This window comes from Pseudomonas fluorescens (genome assembly GCF_000730425.1).
Lineage (GTDB): Bacteria > Pseudomonadota > Gammaproteobacteria > Pseudomonadales > Pseudomonadaceae > Aquipseudomonas > Aquipseudomonas fluorescens_X.
Window position 1 is genome coordinate 5,562,655 of sequence record NZ_CP008896.1, and the last position, 19,223, is coordinate 5,581,877.

The window sequence follows — 19,223 nt, forward strand, 5'->3', positions numbered from 1 at the left end:
CTTGCGCACGCAACCGAGGTGCCGACTACTGGGGTCGGACAGGGAGATAAGCACATGGCCAAGTTAATCGGTGTTGTCAGCAAGGTGGTTGGGGAAGTCTTTGCCGTGGCGGGAGATGGCAGTCGCCGGAGCCTGATCGAAGGCGACCGACTGTTTGCCGGCGAGCAACTGCAGACTGGCGCGGCCGGTGCGGTGGCGGTGCAACTGACCAACGGCCATGAGCTGACCCTGGGGCGCGACAGCAGCCTGGGCCTTTCCCCGCAATTGCTGGCTGGCCAGGCGCCGCAGATTCATGGGGCCGAAGACCTTGCGCCAAGCCAGGCGCAGTTGACCGATGTGCAGCAACTGCAAAAAGCGATTGCCGCAGGTGTCGGCCCGACCCAGACGGCTGAAGCGACGGCCGCCGGCCAGCCCGGCAGTACGGCGGCAGGCGAGTTGGGCGGTGGGCACTCCTTTGTTCTGCTGACCGAAGTTGCCGGGCGTGTGGAGCCGGTCATTGGCTTTCCCACGGCAGGCTTTGGCGCGATTCCCGAGTTTCCGTTGTTCCAGGTCGCCGGGCAGCCGGATACCGGCAACGGCCAGCCCGTGGTAGTGCCTCCCGACAACCCGGTGAGCCTGGGCGGGCTGGAGGTCGAGGGGGGCGAACTCACTCTCAACGAGGCCAATCTTGCCCAAGGCTCGGCCAGCAATCCGGCGGCGCTGGTGCAGAGCGGCACCTTTAGCGTTTCGGCGCCCGATGGCCTGCAAAGCCTGACCGTGGGCGGCATCATCGTGGTCAGCGGCGGGGTGGCCAGCGGCTTTGCGCAAACGATCACCACCGGGCTGGGCAACACCCTGAGCATCACCGGCTACAACGCTGCCACCGGGGTGATCAGCTACAGCTACACCTTGGCCGGCAATGAGGCCCATCCGTCAGGTGGCGGCGCCAACAGCCTGAGCGAGCAATTTGCGGTGGTCGCCACCGATAGCGATAACGACACGGCCACCGGCTCGCTGGATATCACCCTCATCGATGACGTGCCCAAGGCGGTGAATGACAGCCATGAAGGCAGTGCCTCGGAGAGCCTGTTGACCCTCAGTGGCAATGTTCTGGACAACGACACCCAGGGCGCCGACCGCGTCGCCAGTGGCCCGATCACGGGGGGGACGTTCACTGGCCAATATGGCACTCTGGTCCTGGCGGCCGATGGCAGCTACACCTATACGCTGAATACCGGCGACCCGGATTTTGTGGCGCTGCAGGGCGGCGGCAATGGCACGGAAACCTTTACCTATACCCTGACCGATGCCGATGGCGACACCAGCACCGCCAATCTGGTGCTGCAAGTCCACAACAACGACGACCCTGTGGTGATCGGTGGCATCAGCGTGAATGGCGCCGATCTGACCCTCTTTGAAAAAAACCTGGTGGACGGCAGCAGCCCCGACGCGGGCGCGCTGACCCGCAGCGCCAGCCTGACCGTGTCAGCAGTGGACGGTTTGCAGAACCTGTCTGTGGGGGGCATCAACGTAGTGTCCGGCGGTGTTGTCGCCGGCTTCCCGCAATCGATCGCCACAGGCCTGGGCAATACCCTGACCATCACCGGCTTTGACCCGGCCACCGGGGTGATCAGCTACAGCTACACCTTGACCGACACCGAGGCGCACCCGTCCGCGGGTGGGGTGAATGAGCTGACCGAAAGCTTCAGCGTGATCGCCAGCGACACCAACAACAGCTCGGCCACGGGCACCCTGCATATCAGTGTGGTGGACGATGTGCCGACGGCCGCCGATGACAACAATGCGCAAGTGGCGTCCGAAAGCCTGCTGATCCTCAGCGGCACGGTGTTGACCAATGACGTGCAAGGCGCAGATCGGGTGGCGTCCGGGCCGGTGACGCCGGGCTCCTTCACGGGGCTGTATGGCACGCTGGAATTGGCCGCGGATGGCACTTATGTGTACACGCTGAACCCTGCCGACAGCGACTTCCTGGCGTTGCACGGTGGCGGGAATGGGACGGAGACGTTTACCTACACCTTGACGGATGCCGACGGCGACACCAGCACTGCCAACCTCGTCTTGCAGGTGCATAACAACGACGATCCGGTGGTGCTGACCGGCCTGGAAGTGAATGGCGGGGAAGTCACGGTCTACGAGAAAAACCTGCCACTGGGCAGCGCTGTCGATGGGCCTGCGTTGACCCAATCCGGCACTTTTACGGTGGCTGCATTGGACGGCCTGAAGAACCTCACGGTGGGCGGTATCAGTGTCGTCACCAACGGCGTCGCCGCGACGTTCCCGCAATCGGAGCCTACTGGCTTGGGCAATACCCTGACCATCACCGGCTACAACGCCAGCACCGGCGTGATCAGCTACCGCTACACCCTCAACGGCACCGACAGCCACCCAACCGGCGCGGATGCCAATAGCATCAGCGAGTCGTTTACGGTGACCGCCACCGACAGCAACAACAGCAGCGCTACGGGCTCCCTGGACGTGAGTGTGGTCGACGATGTGCCCAAGGCGGTCGATGACAGCCCGGCGGGTATTGCCTCTGAAAGCCAGCTCACCCTGAGCGGCAGCGTGCTGGGCAATGACGTGCAAGGCGCAGACCGCATCGCCACGGGGCCCGTCACGCCGAACACGATTGTCGGCACCTACGGCACGTTGCAACTGTTTGCCGACGGCAGCTATGTCTACACCCTGGACAAAACCGACCCACAATTTATCGCCCTGAATGGCGGGGGCAACGGCACTGAAACCTTCACCTACCAACTCAACGACAGCGACGGCGACACCAGCACTGCCAACCTCGTCTTGCAGGTGCATAACAACGACGATCCGGTGGTGCTGACCGGCCTGGAAGTGAATGGCGGGGAAGTCACGGTCTACGAGAAAAACCTGCCACTGGGCAGCGCTGTCGATGGGCCTGCGTTGACCCAATCCGGTACTTTTACGGTGACTGCATTGGACGGCCTGAAGAACCTCACGGTGGGCGGTATCAGTGTCGTCACCAACGGCGTCGCCGCGACGTTCCCGCAATCGGAGCCTACTGGCTTGGGCAATACCCTGACTATCACCGGCTACAACGCCAGCACCGGCGTGATCAGCTACCGCTACACCCTCAACGGCACCGACAGCCACCCAACCGGCGCGGATGCCAATAGCATCAGCGAGTCGTTTACGGTGACCGCCACCGACAGCAACAACAGCAGCGCTACGGGCTCCCTGGACGTAAGTGTGGTCGACGATGTGCCCAAGGCGGTCGACGACAACCCGGCGGGTATTGCCTCTGAAAGCCAACTCACCCTGAGCGGCAGCGTGCTGGGCAATGACGTGCAAGGCGCAGACCGCATCGCCACGGGGCCCGTCACGCCGAACACGATTGTCGGCACCTACGGCACGTTGCAACTGTTTGCCGACGGCAGCTATGTCTACACCCTGGACAAAACCGACCCACAATTTATCGCCCTGAATGGCGGGGGCAACGGCACTGAAACCTTCACCTACCAACTCAACGACAGCGACGGCGACACCAGCACTGCCAACCTCGTCTTGCAGGTGCATAACAACGACGATCCGGTGGTGCTGACCGGCCTGGACCTCACCGGTGGCGAGTTGACCGTCTATGAGAAGAACCTTGGCGACGGTTCCAGCCCGAACATCCCGGCCCTGACCCAGACCGGTACCTTTACGGTCACCGCCCTGGACGGTTTGAAAAATCTCACGGTCGGTGGTCTGAATGTGGTGGCCAATGGCGTGGTCGCCACCTTCCCGCTGTCGGAAGGTACGCTCCTGGGCAACACCTTTACGGTGACCGGCTACAACCCCATCACCGGGGTGGTCAGCTACCGCTATACCTTGCTCGACAATGAGGCACACCCTACGGGGGGCGATGCCAATAACCTGGTCGAGCACATCACCGTCACCGCCAGCGATAACGACACCAGTACCGCGACAGGGGTGATCGACATCACGATTGTCGACGACATACCCACTGCCAACCCCGATGTGCGTACGGTGATCGAGGGCGGTGTGGTCAGCGTCAATGTGTTGGGCAATGACGTGGGCGGGGCTGACAGCCCCACGTTGGCCGGGGCGGTCGTGGGTGTGCGGGCAGGGAGCACTATCGGCACGCCGGCCAGTGGCGGCCTGGGCGGCAATGTCAACGGCGCCTTCGGTTACCTGACCCTGGATGCGAACGGCAATGCGGTGTATCACAGCTATCCCAACGCGGTGACGCCACCGGGTGCGACGGATACGTTCGTCTATACCGTTCGCGATGCCGACGGTGATATTAGCACCACGACCCTGACGATTACGGTGACCGACAGTGGCCTGAAAGCGCTGACCGATGGCGATGTCACGGTCTACGAAAAAGCCCTGGACCTGAACCTGGATGGCCAGGACCTGGCACCTGGCACGGTGGTCGGTAGCGACCCTACCGCCACCACCGAAACCGCCAGCGGCAACCTCGCGGATGCGGCCAGTGGTGGCAGCGGCCCGCTGAGTTTCAGCCTGGTCGGCAGTGCCACCGGCAACTACGGGCAGATCCTGCTCAACGCCAACGGTACCTACACCTACACTCTGACGTCGGCACCGAAAACCCTGCCCAGCAGTAACGATGGGCCAAACCTCATGACCGATACCTTTGCCTACAAGGTCACGGACCAACTGGGCAATACCACCACCAGCACCATCGTGGTGAGCATTGTCGATGACGTCCCCCAAGTGGCGTCCAGTGCACGTGAAGTCACGGCGACGGAGGTGGACTCCAACCTGCTGTTGATCGTCGATATTTCCGGCAGCATGAACGAGCTGTCAGGGGCCGGCGGAACGCGGCTTGACCTGGCCAAGGCATCCATCGTCGAGCTGCTTAACCGCTATGACGAGATGGGGGATGTGAAGGTGCAGATCGTGACCTTCAACGACAGCTCGCAACAATTGAGCAGCCAGTGGGTCAGCGTCGCCACGGCCAAGACCCTGGTCAACGGCCTCACCGCTTTCAATGGCACCAATTACGACTCGGCCCTCGGCACCGCGCAGACCGCCTATGGCACCGCCGGCAAGCTGGAGGGCGCGCAGAACGTGGCGTACTTCTTCTCGGACGGTAACCCCACCACGTCCAACACCAATAACCCGAACAACCCCGGCAACGTGGTCAACCCGGAATTCGGCGACGGTATCGACGCCACTGAAGAAGGCGTATGGCGGGCCTTCCTCGATGCCAACGGCATCAAGGCCTATGCCATTGGCCTGGGCGCGGGTGTCAACAGTATTTACCTGGACCCTGTGGCCTATGACGGCAGTACCCACACCAACACCAACGCGGTGGTGGTGGCCAACCTTGCAGGCCTGGACGCGGTGCTGGCCGGCACGGTGCAGGGCGCACCGGTCACCGGCAGCCTGCTGACGGACGGCACGTTTGGCGCCGATGGCGGCTTCGTCAAATCCCTCACCGTGGATGGCATCACCTACACCTACAACCCGGCAGCGGGGGGCTCGATGAGCGCCAACCTGCCGGGCGGCCATGGCACGTTCGATACCGTCAGCAACAGCGTCACCATCACCACCAACCAGGGTGGCACACTGGTGGTGGACATGGACAACGGCGAGTTCCGCTACACACCGCCGAAGCTGACAGGCTCATTGATCACCGAAAACTTCGGGGTGACCGTCAGTGACAACGACGGCGATCTCGCCACTTCCAGCCTGGTGGTCAAGGTCAACCCGAACGCAGCACCGGTGGCCGGGGATGACCATGTGATCACCAACATCCTGGCGGGCAACATTGTGGTGCCTGGCGAGCTGTTGCTGGCCAATGACAGCGATGCCAACCATGACACCCTGACGGCCATTCCCACCAGCTTCGCGACCGGCTGGATGGCCACCAAGGGTGTCAGTTTTACCGGCTCGGGTGCCCGATCGTTCACCAACCCCAACAGCACGACCCTTGCGGATGTGCGCACCTCCTTTGCCGGCAACACGGCGGCCATGACCGCATTGCTCGTGGTCAGCGGCAATCTTGGCACGGTCGGTAGCGCGAATGCCGAAGACCGCATCACCGTCAGCCTCAAGGCGGGTGAAACCCTGAATCTGGATCACAACCTGGCGCTCGGCAACGTCATCATGGCCTATTCGATCAATGGCGGCGCCGAGATCACCATCGCGGATGGCACGACCCTGAATGCGCTGACGGACGGCACCTATCAGATTCATCTCACCAACGTCACCAACCCCACAGGCGGCGGAGTCAATAACGCCGAAAACTATCAGTTGACCATGAAGATCAACTACGCCGGTGCCCAGGACTTTACGCCGGACTACCACGGCAATTACTCGGTCAGCGATAACCACGGCGGCAGCGACAGCGCCGCCGTGGATATCACCTACCAGGCCGGCAGCACCCTGACCGGGACCAATGGCGATGACATCCTCATGGCCGGGGCGGGTAACAACATCCTCAATGGCGGCGATGGCAACGACGTGTTGACTGCCGGTAGCGGCAACAACGAAATGCACGGCGGCAATGGCAATGACCTGTTGTTCAGCGGCATTGGCAATGACTTGCTTGATGGCGGTGCGGGCATCGATACCGTCAGCTATGCCCATGCCACGGCAGGCGTGACCGTCAACCTTGGTCTGGCGACTTCACAAGTCACCGGGGGGGCCGGGACCGATACATTGCTGGCCCTGGAAAACCTGATCGGTTCCAACTTCAATGACGTGCTGACGGGCGATGGCAGTAACAACCTGATCTCGGGCGGGCTGGGCAATGACACCCTCAAGGGCGAGGGCGGTGATGACATCCTGATCGGTGGTCCGGGCAATAACACCCTGACCGGTGGCGCGGGTGCCGATACTTTCCAATACCTGACCGGCAACAGCGGGCACGACGTCATCACCGACTTTGCCGTGGGCACCGACAAGCTGGACCTGTCGCAGTTACTGCAAGGGGAGAATGGGACGGCGGCGTCCCTGGATGACTACCTGCAGTTCAAGGTGGTGGGCGGCACAACCACCATCGACATCAGCGCCGTGGCGGGTGCCACGCCGACCCAGACCATCGACCTGGCCGGGGTCAACCTGGCGACCCACTACGGTGTTACACCGGGAGCGGGCGGCTTGATTGCGAGCGGGGCGGATACGGCGACGATTATCAATGGGATGCTCAACGACCATTCGTTGAAGGTGGATACGGTCTGACCTGATCACGTCTGTAGGAGCCGGCAAGCTGGCTCCTACGGGTGTTTTGGGGGTGTTAGTTCATTGAGTTATAAGCATCGCACTTTGCGTGATATGGCCCGCCCGCGTTTGCCGGTATGATAGGCGCCCCCGCAGTCTGGATTGCGAATACGCCATGACCTTGCAGTACCCAACCATCGCCGATTGCGTCGGCAACACACCCCTGGTCCGCTTGCAACGCATGGCGGGTAACACCAGCAATACCTTGTTGCTCAAGCTTGAGGGGAATAACCCGGCAGGCTCGGTCAAGGACCGCCCGGCGTTGTCGATGATCACGCGTGCCGAATTGCGTGGGCAGATCAAGCCTGGTGACACCCTGATCGAAGCCACGTCCGGCAATACCGGGATTGCCCTGGCCATGGCCGCGGCGATCAAGGGCTACAAGATGATCCTGATCATGCCCGACAACGGCAGCGCCGAGCGCAAGGCGGCGATGACCGCCTATGGTGCCGAGCTGTTGCTGGTCACCCCGGAAGAAGGCATGGAAGGCGCACGCGATCTTGCCGAGCGCATGGCCGCCGAAGGCCGCGGCCAGGTCCTGGACCAGTTTGCCAACGGTGACAACCCCGAGGCGCACTACACCAGCACCGGCCCCGAGATCTGGCGCCAGACCCAGGGCACGATTACCCATTTCGTCAGCTCCATGGGCACCACCGGCACTATCATGGGCAACTCGCGCTACCTCAAGGAGCAGAACCCGGCGATCCAGATCGTTGGCCTGCAGCCGATGGAAGGCGCAGCGATCCCTGGAATTCGCCGCTGGCCCCAGGAGTACCTGCCAAAGATCTACAACGCTGCCCGCGTCGATCGCATCATCGACATGGCCCAGCGTGAAGCCGAAGACACCACCCGTCGCCTGGCCCGTGAAGAAGGCATCTTCTGCGGCGTGTCCTCCGGTGGTGCCGTGGCCGGCATGTTGCGCTTGTCTGCAGAACTGGAAAACGCGGTGATCGTCGCGATCATCTGTGACCGAGGCGACCGCTACCTGTCGACCGGCATTTTCGACGCGCCCAACTGATGGCCAAGCAAGAGCGAGGCCTGCGTTTCCAGCCAACGGGCGGTAATCGGGCGCCACAAATCCCGGTCGGCAAGAAGCAGCGCCTGACCATCGAGCGCCTGGCCAACGATGGCCGGGGGATCGTGTTTTTCGAAGGCCGTACCTGGTTTGTCGTGGGCGCCCTGGCCGGTGAAGAGGTCGAGGCGCGGGTGCTGGGGGCCCATGGCAAAGTGGTCGAGGCCCGTACCGAACGGGTATTCAAGGGCAGCGAACTGCGCCGCCCGGCGCCGTGCGCCCATGTGGGCCGTTGTGGCGGTTGCAGCCTGCAACACTTGCCCCATGACGAACAGCTTGCCCTGAAACAGCGCATGCTCGCCGAGCAATTGTCCCGTGTTGCCGGGGTCGAGCCCCAGGAATGGGCAGCGCCGTTGAGCGGGCCCGAGTTCGGCTATCGCCGCCGGGCCCGAGTGGCCGTGCGCTATGACGTCAAGGCCAAGCACCTGGACGTGGGTTTTCGTGCCGTGGCCAGCCAGGACATTGTGGCCATCGATGATTGCCCGGTGCTGGTACAGGCCTTGCAACCGATCATGCAGCGCCTGCCCAATATGTTGCGGCGCCTGAGCAAGCCTCAGGCCCTGGGGCATGTGGAGCTGTTCAGTGGCTCGTCGATTGCCGTGTTGCTGCGGCATATGGCGCCCCTGTCGGATGCCGACCTGTTGGTGCTGCAAGAGTTCTGCGCTTTCCATGACGCCCAGTTGTGGCTGCATGGAGAGGGCGAGCCGCAGCCGTTCGCGGCCGGGCAGGCCCTGGGCTATCGTCTGCAGCAGTGGGACCTGGAGCTGGCTTATCGGCCGGGAGATTTTATGCAGGTCAATGCCGGGGTCAACGAGGCGATGGTGGCCCAGGCACTGGATTGGCTGGCACCGCGATCCGACGAACGGGTTCTGGACCTGTTCTGTGGCCTGGGCAACTTTGCCTTGCCCCTGGCGCGCCAGGTGCGCGAAGTGGTGGCGGTAGAAGGCGTGCAGGCGATGGTGGACCGCGCGGCTGTGAATGCAGCGAGCAATGATTTGCATAATGTGCAGTTTTTTCAGGCCGATTTGTCCCAGCCTTTGAGTGATGCGCAATGGGCCAAAGCAGGCTTTTGTGCGGTACTCTTGGACCCACCCCGCGATGGTGCCCTGGAGGTTGTGCGCAAGCTCGCCACTCTGGGGGCTGATCGCCTGGTGTATGTGTCCTGCAATCCAGCCACGCTGGCGCGGGACACTGTCGAGTTGGTCAAACAAGGCTACCGGCTAAAACGTGCCGGGATCCTCGATATGTTTCCGCAGACTGCGCATGTCGAGGCGATGGCGTTATTTGAGGCGAGCTAGGATGCTCGCTTAGTCCGACTGGCCTGCGTTCTCCAGGGCCTGTGACCTGCCAGGGAGTTCGCGTTACAAGGGTCAGCGATTTTGACGCGCTACAGTGCGTCGTAGGGAAGGTAAGCAAGATGGTACAGGTGAGAGCACACCAGCCGATCAACACCGACGGCAGTATCAATCTCGAGGCATGGCTGGATCATGCCGTCAGTGTCGATCCGGCACTGGACCGTGAAGCCTTGAAAGCCGCCTGCGAGTTCGCTCGCGAGGCAGAACAGCAAGACAATGCGGCCAAGAACCTGTGGGCTGAAGGAACATCCAGTTTTCGTACCGGGCTTGAAATCGCCGAGATCCTCGCCGACCTCAAGCTGGACCAGGATTCGCTGATCGCCGCGGTGCTCTATCGCGGCGTGCGCGAAGGGCATATCGCATTGCCGCTGGTCAGCCAGCGTTTCGGCGCGGTGGTGGCCAAGCTGATCGACGGCGTGTTGCGGATGGCTGCGATCAGCGCCAGCCTCAGCCCGCGCCAGTCGATGGTGCTGGGCACCCAGGGCCAGGTGGAAAACCTGCGCAAGATGCTGGTGGCGATGGTCGACGACGTGCGCGTCGCCTTGATCAAGCTGGCCGAACGCACCTGCGCGATTCGTGCGGTGAAAACCGCCGATGACGAAAAGCGCAACCGTGTTGCCCGCGAGGTCTTCGACATCTACGCGCCCCTGGCGCATCGCCTGGGGATCGGCCATATCAAGTGGGAGCTGGAGGACCTGTCCTTCCGCTACCTGGAACCGGACCAATACAAACAGATCGCGACCCTGCTGCATGAGCGGCGGCTGGACCGTGAGCGTTTTATCAGCGATGTGATGGGCCAGCTGCGTTCGGAGTTGCAGGCCACCGGCGTCGAAGCCGATATCAGTGGCCGGGCCAAGCACATCTATTCGATCTGGCGCAAAATGCAGCGCAAGGGCCTGGCTTTCAGCCAGATCTACGACGTGCGCGCGGTGCGCGTGCTGGTGCCGGAAATGCGCGATTGCTACACCGCGCTGGGCATCGTCCACACCTTGTGGCGGCATATTCCCAAGGAGTTCGACGACTACATCGCCAACCCCAAGGAAAACGGCTACCGCTCGCTGCATACCGCAGTGATCGGCCCCGAGGGCAAGGTGCTGGAAGTGCAGATCCGCACCCACGCCATGCACGAAGAAGCCGAACTGGGGGTTTGCGCGCACTGGCGCTACAAGGGTACCGACGTCAAGGCCGGCTCCAACCAGTACGAAGAGAAAATCTCCTGGCTGCGCCAAGTGCTGGAATGGCACGAAGAACTGGGCGATATCGGCGGCCTGGCCGAGCAGCTGCGGGTGGATATCGAGCCCGACCGGGTCTATATCTTCACCCCCGATGGCCATGCCATCGACTTGCCCAAGGGCGCGACACCGTTGGACTTTGCTTACCGTGTGCACACCGAGATCGGCCACAACTGCCGTGGCGCCAAGATCAACGGGCGCATCGTACCGCTCAACTACAGCCTGCAGACCGGTGAACAGGTCGAGATCATCACCAGCAAGCACGGCACGCCGAGCCGCGACTGGCTGAACCCGAACCTGGGCTACATCACCACATCGCGGGCACGGGCGAAGATTGTCCACTGGTTCAAGCTGCAGGCACGGGACCAGAACGTGGCCGCCGGCAAGACCCTGCTCGAACGTGAGCTGGGGCGCCTGGGCCTGCCCCAGGTGGATTTCGACAAGTTGGCCGAAAAGGCCAATATGAAGATTGCCGAAGACATGTTCGCCGCCCTGGGGGCCGGTGACCTGCGCCTGGCGCAATTGGTCAACCTGGCCCAGCAACTGGTAGAGCCGGAGCGCGGCAGCGAGCAACTGGAGCTGATTCCTCGCAAGGCTACCGGCTATAAGCCAGGCAAGCGCGGCGATATCCAGATCCAGGGTGTGGGCAACCTGATGACCCAGATGGCCGGCTGCTGCCAGCCGTTGCCGGGCGACGCGATCGTCGGCTACATCACCCAGGGGCGTGGGGTGAGCATTCACCGCCAGGATTGTGCCTCGGTGCTGCAACTGGGCGGGCGCGAGCCGGAGCGGATCATCCAGGTCAGCTGGGGCCCGGTACCGGTGCTCACCTATCCGGTGGACATCATCATTCGTGCCTACGATCGCTCGGGGTTGCTGCGTGATGTCTCGCAAGTGTTGCTCAACGAGCGGATCAACGTACTGGCGGTCAACACCCGCTCGAACAAGGAGGACAACACTGCGTTGATGTCCCTGACCATCGAGATTCCGGGGCTGGACGCGTTGGGACGGTTGCTGGGGCGTATCTCCCAGTTGCCGAACATCATCGAGACCCGGCGCAACCGCACGCCATAAATCGCTGGATGAGCGCGGTCTAAAATGTGGGAGCGGGCTTGCTCGCGAAAGCGCTGGATCAGTCAATTTATTCGGCGACTGACACAACGCCATCGCGAGCAAGTCCGCTCCCACATTTGATCCTCAGCGCTCCCCGAACAGAGATTGACCGATGTATTCACTTGAAGACCTGCTGCACCTGATGAATCGCCTGCGCGACCCACAATATGGTTGCCCGTGGGACATCAAGCAAACCTACGCCAGCATCGTGCCCCACACCCTGGAAGAAGCCTACGAAGTCGCCGATGCCATCGAGCGCGGGGATTTTGATCATCTGCAAGGGGAGTTGGGCGACCTGTTGTTCCAGGTGGTGTATTACAGCCAGTTGGCCCGGGAAGAGGGGCGCTTCGAGTTTGCCGGGGTGGTCGACAGCATCACCCGTAAGCTGATTCGTCGGCATCCCCATGTGTTCCCCACCGGCGACCTGTATGCGCCGCTGGATACTCCCCGGTTAAGCGAAGAGCAGGTCAAGGAGCGCTGGGAACAGATCAAGGCCCAGGAGCGCGCAGAGAAATCCGACGCCCCGCAGCAACTGTCCTTGCTCGATGATGTGCCCAGCGCCTTGCCGTCCCTGTCCCGCGCGGCTAAATTGCAAAAGCGCGCCAGCCAGGTCGGTTTCGACTGGCCTGCGGCGTTGCCGGTGGTGGATAACGTGCGTGAAGAGCTCGATGAAGTGCTCGAAGCCATGGCCGACAACGATCTGGCCGCGATTGCCGATGAAGTCGGTGACCTGCTGTTTGCAGCGGTCAACCTGGCCCGGCACCTCAAGGTGGACCCGGAAACCGCCCTGCGCGGCGCCAATGCCAAATTCGAAAGGCGATTCCGATTTATCGAACAGGCATTGCGCGACACCCACCGTCCCATGGAAGATTGCACCCTCGAAGAGTTGGACGCCCTATGGGGCGAAGCCAAACGCCAGGAAAAGAATGTGTCCAACTGCGGTTGAGCAGTTGCCTAAGTGAGTAAGCACCATGAGCATTTCCCTTCGCGACCAGTTGCTCAAAGCAGGCCTGGTCAACCAGAAACAGGCCAAGCAGGTCGGCAAAGACAAGCAGAAGCAGCAGCGCCTGGTTCACAAAGGCCAGGCCCAGGCCGACGACACCCAGCAGCGCCTGGCCCTGGAAGCACAGGCCGAAAAGGTCAAGCGCGACCAGGAGCTCAACCGCCAGCAGCAGGAAAAGGTCGAGGCCAAGGCCCGTGCCGCGCAGGTCAAGCAATTGATCGAGACCTCGCGCCTGCCCAAGCTGACCACCGAGGACTACTACAACTTCGTCGACGACAAGAAGGTCAAGCGCCTGTCAGTCAACACCTTGATGCGCAACAAGCTGAGCAACGGTTCGTTGGCGATTGTCCATCACGGCGGCGGTTATGAAGTGATCCCGCGGGAGGCCGCGCTGAAAATCCAGGAGCGCGCGCCTGAGCGTATCGTCCAGCTCAACATCCTCACCGAGACCCAGGTGCCGGATGAGGATGATCCATATGCTGCCTACCAGATCCCTGATGATCTGATGTGGTAAGGCTTTAAAAACAACAAACCCCGCTCAGAAGGCGGGGTTTGTGTTTATAGGCACTGCGGCTGCGTGGGCCGGGTGGCTATAGGACTTCAGCTGTTCAGGAGCTGGATGCCTGGCGTCTCATCTCAAGGGTTTCGAGCTCGTTTTTATAATTATGAGCATCGCACTCGTTGTGAAACATACCGACCAGCAGGTCTTGTTGGTGCACATCCCAGATATGAATGCCATGGGCCAAGGCTTCATGGGACATATGGTCATCGTCGCGTTCAGTTACTTTTACAGTCATCTGCTTGCTCCAGTCTCTGGTTGATCTGCGGCAAGGCGTCGCAGGCCTTTGTTATATATTTTGTTAGCTTGCTAAGTAAACTGACTTTTCGCGCAATAATTCATTGCAGTAAACGCAACAATGCTCCAGGCCTTGGAAACCGTGACGTTGCGTCGCAGAGGCTGGGGGTTTATGACAAAAGTTTCATGTTTGAGTAAGGCTTTAGTCTTGTAGAGGGCCTCCCACCGCTATCGCCGGCAAGCCAGCGCCCACCTTGGAATGCGGTCATCTGTAGGAGCCGGCTTGCCGGCGATGGCGGTATCAGCCGCCCTGAAAAAACGCAGGCGAAAAAAAGCCCCGCATTTCGCGAGGCTCTTTCAATCAAGCAACGATCAGCTGCCTTTCACAACCTTGCCATTGACCGTGCCGTCCAACAGCATGATGTTGTATTCCTTGCCGTCGGTTTCGACTTGTTGCAGGCGAACCAGCAGGTATTCCCAATCCTTGGCAAACCACATCACGGTGGTGCGCTTGCTTTGCGTTGGGTCGCGCACGCGCTCAACCTTGATGGCGTCGATCTTGCCGGCCTTGGTCTCGACTTTCTCGGAACCCAGTACGCGGAAGTCATAGGTCTCGACTTCGCCGTCATCCACCACCTGGTAGCTCATGGTTTTCTTGCCGGCAGCCACGTCATGTTGCAGGGCCAACTGGTAAGTGGATTTATCGACCATGCCACGGTTCAGTGGGATCTTGACCGCGTCGCCGCGATCGGTGCCGGTGACCATCTTGGCGGTCCAGTCGAAGTCCAGGTCGGCCTTCTTGGCTTTGCCCAGGCCGCCGCGTTCAAAGTGGTAGGACTGGGGCAGCAGGGTGTCCTTGTCCAGGGTCAGGGTGCTTTCTTCCGTCAGGCTGGCGATCATCATCGAAGCCTTGAAGCTGAGCTTCCAGACGCCGTTGCCGGTGTTTTCCAGGCTGCGGGACGCCTGGCCGCTCATGGGCAACTGCTTCCAGTCGGCGGTATAGCTGGCGGAGAAAGGCTGAAGATCTGCCGCATGCACGGTAGGCAGGGCAAGCAGAGCAAAAGCGAAGAGCAGGGCACGACGCATAAAATCTCCTAGGTACGAATCAAGTGGCCGCTGGCCGCAAGTAACTGGCCGTCCAACATGGCGCCTTGTTCACCGAGCACCAAGCGTCCCTCGGCAAACCAGCGAACCGCCAGCGGGTAAATCCTGTGTTCCTGGGTGTGAACCCGTTGCGCAAGGCTCTGCGCTGAGTCCGCAGACTCTACCGGAACTACTGCCTGTACGACCAGAGGCCCGCCATCGAGTTCCTCGGTGACAAAGTGCACGCTGCAGCCGTGCTCCGTATCGGCGGCCTCAAGGGCCCGTTGATGGGTATGTAACCCTTTGTATTTGGGCAGCAGGGAAGGGTGGATATTCAGCAGGCGCCCCTGGTAATGGCGCACGAAACCGGCGCTGAGAATGCGCATGAAACCGGCGAGGACCACGAGCTTGGGATTGAAGGCGTCGATCAGTTCGGTCAAGGCTGTATCGAAGGCCTCGCGACCGTCGAACGCCTTGTGATCCAGGTAGCGGGTATCGATACCCGCGTCCCGTGCGCGTTGCAGGCCGTAGGCGTCGCTGCGGTTGGAAATCACCGCAGCGATACGCACCGGGCTGTCGCCGGCGCGCGTGCTGTCGATCAGGGCCTGCAAGTTACTGCCGGTGCCGGAAAGCAGCACCACGACATCACAGGTCTGGGACATCAATGAGCCTTGAGGTTCTTCAGTTCGACCTGGGCTGCGCCTTCCGGGGCAGTGGCGATCTGGCCAATGACCCAAGGCTGCTCGCCCGCATCACGCAGGACGTTCAGCGCGGTTTCCACGTGCTCTTGAGCCACGCAAATGACCATGCCCACGCCGCAGTTCAGCACGCGGTGCATTTCGGTCTCGTTGACGTTGCCTTTCTCTTGCAGCCAGTCGAAGACCGCCGGGCGCTGCCAGCTGGCCACGTCGACGATGGCCTGGGCGCCTTTTGGCAGGACGCGCGGGATGTTGTCCAGCAGGCCGCCACCGGTGATGTGTGCCATGGCCTTGACCGCGCCAGTGTCCTTGATCAGCTTGAGCAGCGGCTTGACGTAGATGCGGGTCGGGGCCATCAGCAGGTCGGTCAAGGGCTTGCCGTCGAGCTGGGTGTTCTCGATGTCGGCGCCAGAGACTTCGATGATCTTGCGGATCAGCGAGTAGCCGTTGGAGTGCGGGCCGGACGATGGCAGGGCCAGCAGGGCATCACCGGCAGCCACTTTGGAACCGTCGATGATCTCGGCTTTTTCCACGACGCCGACGCAGAACCCCGCCAGGTCGTAATCTTCGCCTTCGTACATGCCTGGCATTTCAGCGGTTTCGCCGCCGACCAGGGAGCAACCGGACAGTTCGCAGCCAGCGCCGATACCGGTGACCACTTGTGCAGCGGTCTCCACGTTCAGCTTGCCGGTGGCGTAGTAGTCGAGGAAGAACAACGGCTCGGCGCCGCACACCACCAGGTCATTGACGCACATGGCCACCAGGTCGATGCCGATGGTGTCATGCTTGTTCAGGGTCAGTGCCAGGCGCAGCTTGGTGCCCACGCCGTCGGTGCCGGAGACCAGTACAGGCTGCTTGTAGCCGGCCGGGATCTCGCAGAGGGCGCCGAAACCGCCCAGGCCGCCCATGACTTCGGGGCGCGCAGTGCGCTTGGCGACGCTCTTGATGCGTTCGACCAATGCTTCACCGGCGTCGATGTCTACACCGGCGTCCTTGTAGCTCAGGGAGGGTTGCTTGCTCATGATCCAGGCCTTTAGGGGGGGATTCAGGGGTAACGACCGATGCGGTGGGGGTACGGAAGTTGAACACTTCAGGACGCCCAGCCGTTGACGGTCTGCGAAGGCGCGCGATTTTATCAGGCTTGAGGGGCAGCGGCCATCCTCGTGCCGACGGGCAGGGGCATATGGTGCTAAAAAAACCTTAATCGGCGCCACGATCGCCTGTATTAAGGTATAGCCTTTAACCCGCTATCGTTATGACAGTACGAAAACTTACCGGGGCCTTGTGAATGTTTTGCCGGTCGCTGTGGTCACAGCCTTGCTTAACCTTCTTCACGCGGTCTGTTCCAGCCGCTTTTTTGTCGTTCGGGAATCTTTTTTCATGGGTCTGAGTAGATACTTTTTTGTCGGCTGCTTGTCGTTGGTCAGCCTGGCGAGTCATGCCGAAACCCTCAATGGCCTTTATCAAGTGCTGGAGCCTGTCAGCAGCCAGGCGCCCGATGAGCGCGAACAAGCCACCCAGCGCGCCCTGCAGACCCTGGTGATCCGCCTCACCGGTGACGCCAAGGCCGTCCAGAGCCCTGGCCTGGCAGCGATCCGCAAGGATCCGCAACAGATCATCAGCCAGTACGGCTACGACGCCGGCCCGCCCGAAAGCCTGCAGGTGGATTTCGACCCGGTCAGCACCGACCGCGCGCTGCGGGATGCTGGCCTTGCGTTGTGGGGCAACAATCGGCCTTCGATCCTCGGCTGGTGGCTGAGCGATTCCACTGAAGGCAGCAGTCTGGTGGGGGATGGCCAGGCCGTCGCCGAGCCGTTGCGCCGTGCAGCCCAGCATCGCGGGTTGCCACTGCGCCTGCCGCTGGGTGACCTCGATGAGCAGATCGTTGCCACTGCCCCTAATCTTGAAAGCGCAGACCCGGCGCCCCTGCGTTCGGCCTCCGAGCGTTACGGTGCCGACGCCTTGCTGGCGGTGCATGCCCGTGAAGACGCGGGCCAATGGCAGGCCAAATGGCGCCTGTGGCTGGGTGACAAGGCCGAGCAGGGCACTGTACAGGGCGCAGACACTGCGGCCTTGGCCGATGCCGTGTTGCTGGCGGTCAGTGAGCGTCTTGCGCCTCGCTTTGCGGTAAAGGCCGGGGTTTCCAGCGAGCAGTTGCTGCAAGTGCAGGGCATGACGCTGGAACGCTACGCCGCCCTCGGCCATCTGCTGGAGCCTTTTGGAGCGCAGTTGCAGCGGGTGGACGGCGACCGGATCGTTTATCGGGTCAATGGCAGCAGCGATCAACTGCGCAGCCAGTTGAGCCTGGCGAAGTTGCAGGAAGTGCCGGCTGGTGAGGCGCTTGCAGCACCGCCCGTGCAGCCGCCTGTGGCCGAGGGCGTGCCACCTGCGCCGGTGCCGCAGGCAGGGCCCGAGCCGCAACTGCGTTTTCGTTGGTAAATGTTCTTCCTTATATAGAAGCAACTGACAGATGGAGTGGTTTATGGCGGATACGCGTCGTTGGGTGTGGCTTGGCGGGATTGTCCTGCTGTGCGTCTTTGTGTTCTTGCTGCATTCGATCCTGACGCCCTTCCTGGTCGCCTTGCTGCTGGCCTATCTGTTCGATCCAGTGGTGGATCGCCTGGAAAAGGCCGGCTTGTCGCGAACCTGGGGCGTGGTGGCGGTGTTTACGCTGTTTACCCTGGTCGTCATGGCGCTGTTGCTGGTGCTGGTGCCGATGTTGGCCAAGCAGTTGATTCGCCTGTACGAACTGGCGCCGCAGATGCTCGACTGGCTGCAACACACGGCCATGCCGTGGACGCAGTCCAAGCTCGGCCTGGCCGATGGCTTCTGGAAGTTCGACAAGGTCAAGGCCGCGATCAGCGAGCATATGGGCCAGACCACCGATATCGTCGGAGTGATCCTCAGCCAGGCCACGGCCTCCAGCCTGGCGCTGATCGGCTGGTTGACCAACCTGGTATTGATCCCGGTGGTGGCGTTCTACCTGTTGCGTGACTGGGACATCATGCTCGCCAAGATCCGCAGCCTGCTGCCCCGTGATAGTGAGGAGCGCATTGTGTCCCTGGCCGAGGAGTGCCATGAGGTGCTGGGCGCCTTTGTCCGGGGACAATTGCTGGTGATGGTGGCGTTGGGGATTATCTATGCTGGCGGGCTAATGGCGATTGGCCTGGAGCTGGGCCTGTTGATCGGCATGATTGCCGGCCTGGCGGCGATTGTGCCGTACATGGGGTTTGTCATCGGTATTGGCGCGGCGCTGGTGGCCGGCCTGTTTCAGTTTGGTGGCGACTTGTACCCGATGCTGGGGATTGTCGCGGTGTTCATGGTCGGCCAGGCGCTGGAAGGCATGGTGCTGACGCCCTTGCTGGTGGGCGACCGCATCGGCCTGCACCCAGTGGCTGTGATTTTTGCGATCCTGGCAGGAGGCGAGCTGTTCGGCTTTACCGGTATCCTGCTGGCACTGCCAGTGGCGGCGGTGATCATGGTGCTGGTGCGTCATATACATGATGTGTACAAGGATTCGGACGTCTACACGGGCGCCGATGACCCTCAGTTGTAAGGCTCATCACAAACCCGGCTCAAGGCCGGGTTTGTTGCCTGCAGGGCTTGGCATTTAGCCATCGCGTCAAACAAACTCCAAAAAATCCAAT

General features: G+C 61.6%; 12 protein-coding genes. 8 read left to right on the top strand and 4 right to left on the bottom strand.

Features of this window, described 5'->3' with window-relative positions:
- The first annotated feature begins 54 nt into the window (after positions 1-54).
- The 6 genes from HZ99_RS24975 (at position 55) to HZ99_RS25000 (ending at position 13,513) form a co-directional block, all read left to right on the top strand.
- Positions 55-7,185, top strand: coding sequence for a retention module-containing protein (locus tag HZ99_RS24975; RefSeq protein WP_038446840.1), 7,131 nt, complete (start codon positions 55-57; stop codon positions 7,183-7,185).
- A 154-nt stretch (positions 7,186-7,339) separates the two neighbouring features.
- Positions 7,340-8,242, top strand: coding sequence for a cysteine synthase CysM (gene cysM, locus HZ99_RS24980; protein WP_038446842.1), 903 nt, complete (start codon positions 7,340-7,342; stop codon positions 8,240-8,242).
- Positions 8,242-9,594, top strand: a complete 1,353-nt coding sequence (rlmD, locus tag HZ99_RS24985; protein ID WP_038446845.1) for a 23S rRNA (uracil(1939)-C(5))-methyltransferase RlmD — start codon at positions 8,242-8,244, stop codon at positions 9,592-9,594. Before cysM ends, rlmD begins: the two co-directional genes overlap by 1 nt.
- Positions 9,595-9,713: 119 nt before the next feature.
- A complete protein-coding gene (gene relA, locus HZ99_RS24990) occupies positions 9,714-11,957 on the top strand; it encodes a GTP diphosphokinase (protein WP_038446847.1) in 2,244 nt (747 codons plus the stop codon).
- Positions 11,958-12,108: 151 nt separating this feature from the next.
- Positions 12,109-12,942, top strand: coding sequence for a nucleoside triphosphate pyrophosphohydrolase (gene mazG, locus HZ99_RS24995; protein WP_038446849.1), 834 nt, complete (start codon positions 12,109-12,111; stop codon positions 12,940-12,942).
- 25 nt (positions 12,943-12,967) lie between these two features.
- A complete protein-coding gene (locus tag HZ99_RS25000; RefSeq protein WP_038446852.1) occupies positions 12,968-13,513 on the top strand; it encodes a DUF2058 domain-containing protein in 546 nt (181 codons plus the stop codon).
- Between the two features lie 94 nt (positions 13,514-13,607).
- On the opposite strand, the gene HZ99_RS25005 is transcribed toward HZ99_RS25000, so the two are convergent.
- The 4 genes from HZ99_RS25005 to purM form a co-directional block, all read right to left on the bottom strand.
- Positions 13,608-13,796 (bottom strand): hypothetical protein, encoded by a 189-nt coding sequence (locus tag HZ99_RS25005; protein ID WP_038446854.1) that lies wholly within the window; start codon positions 13,794-13,796, stop codon positions 13,608-13,610.
- 371 nt (positions 13,797-14,167) lie between these two features.
- Positions 14,168-14,881 carry a DUF3108 domain-containing protein gene (locus HZ99_RS25010; RefSeq protein ID WP_038446857.1) on the bottom strand — a complete coding sequence of 238 codons (714 nt, stop codon included), beginning with the start codon at positions 14,879-14,881 and terminating at the stop codon, positions 14,168-14,170.
- 8 nt (positions 14,882-14,889) lie between these two features.
- On the bottom strand, positions 14,890-15,540 hold the full coding sequence (gene purN / locus HZ99_RS25015) for a phosphoribosylglycinamide formyltransferase (protein ID WP_038446859.1): 651 nt from the start codon (positions 15,538-15,540) through the stop codon (positions 14,890-14,892).
- Positions 15,540-16,598 (bottom strand): phosphoribosylformylglycinamidine cyclo-ligase, encoded by a 1,059-nt coding sequence (gene purM, locus HZ99_RS25020; RefSeq protein ID WP_038446861.1) that lies wholly within the window; start codon positions 16,596-16,598, stop codon positions 15,540-15,542. Before purM ends, purN begins: the two co-directional genes overlap by 1 nt.
- A 358-nt stretch (positions 16,599-16,956) precedes the next feature.
- On the opposite strand from purM, the gene HZ99_RS25025 reads away from it, so the two are divergent.
- Both HZ99_RS25025 and HZ99_RS25030 read left to right on the top strand, forming a co-directional pair.
- The gene (locus HZ99_RS25025) at positions 16,957-18,015 is read left to right on the top strand and encodes a DUF2066 domain-containing protein (RefSeq protein ID WP_038446863.1); all 1,059 of its coding nucleotides are present in this window, start codon (positions 16,957-16,959) and stop codon (positions 18,013-18,015) included.
- A 43-nt stretch (positions 18,016-18,058) separates the two neighbouring features.
- On the top strand, positions 18,059-19,132 hold the full coding sequence (locus tag HZ99_RS25030) for an AI-2E family transporter (RefSeq protein ID WP_038446865.1): 1,074 nt from the start codon (positions 18,059-18,061) through the stop codon (positions 19,130-19,132).
- The last annotated feature ends 91 nt before the right edge of the window (positions 19,133-19,223 follow it).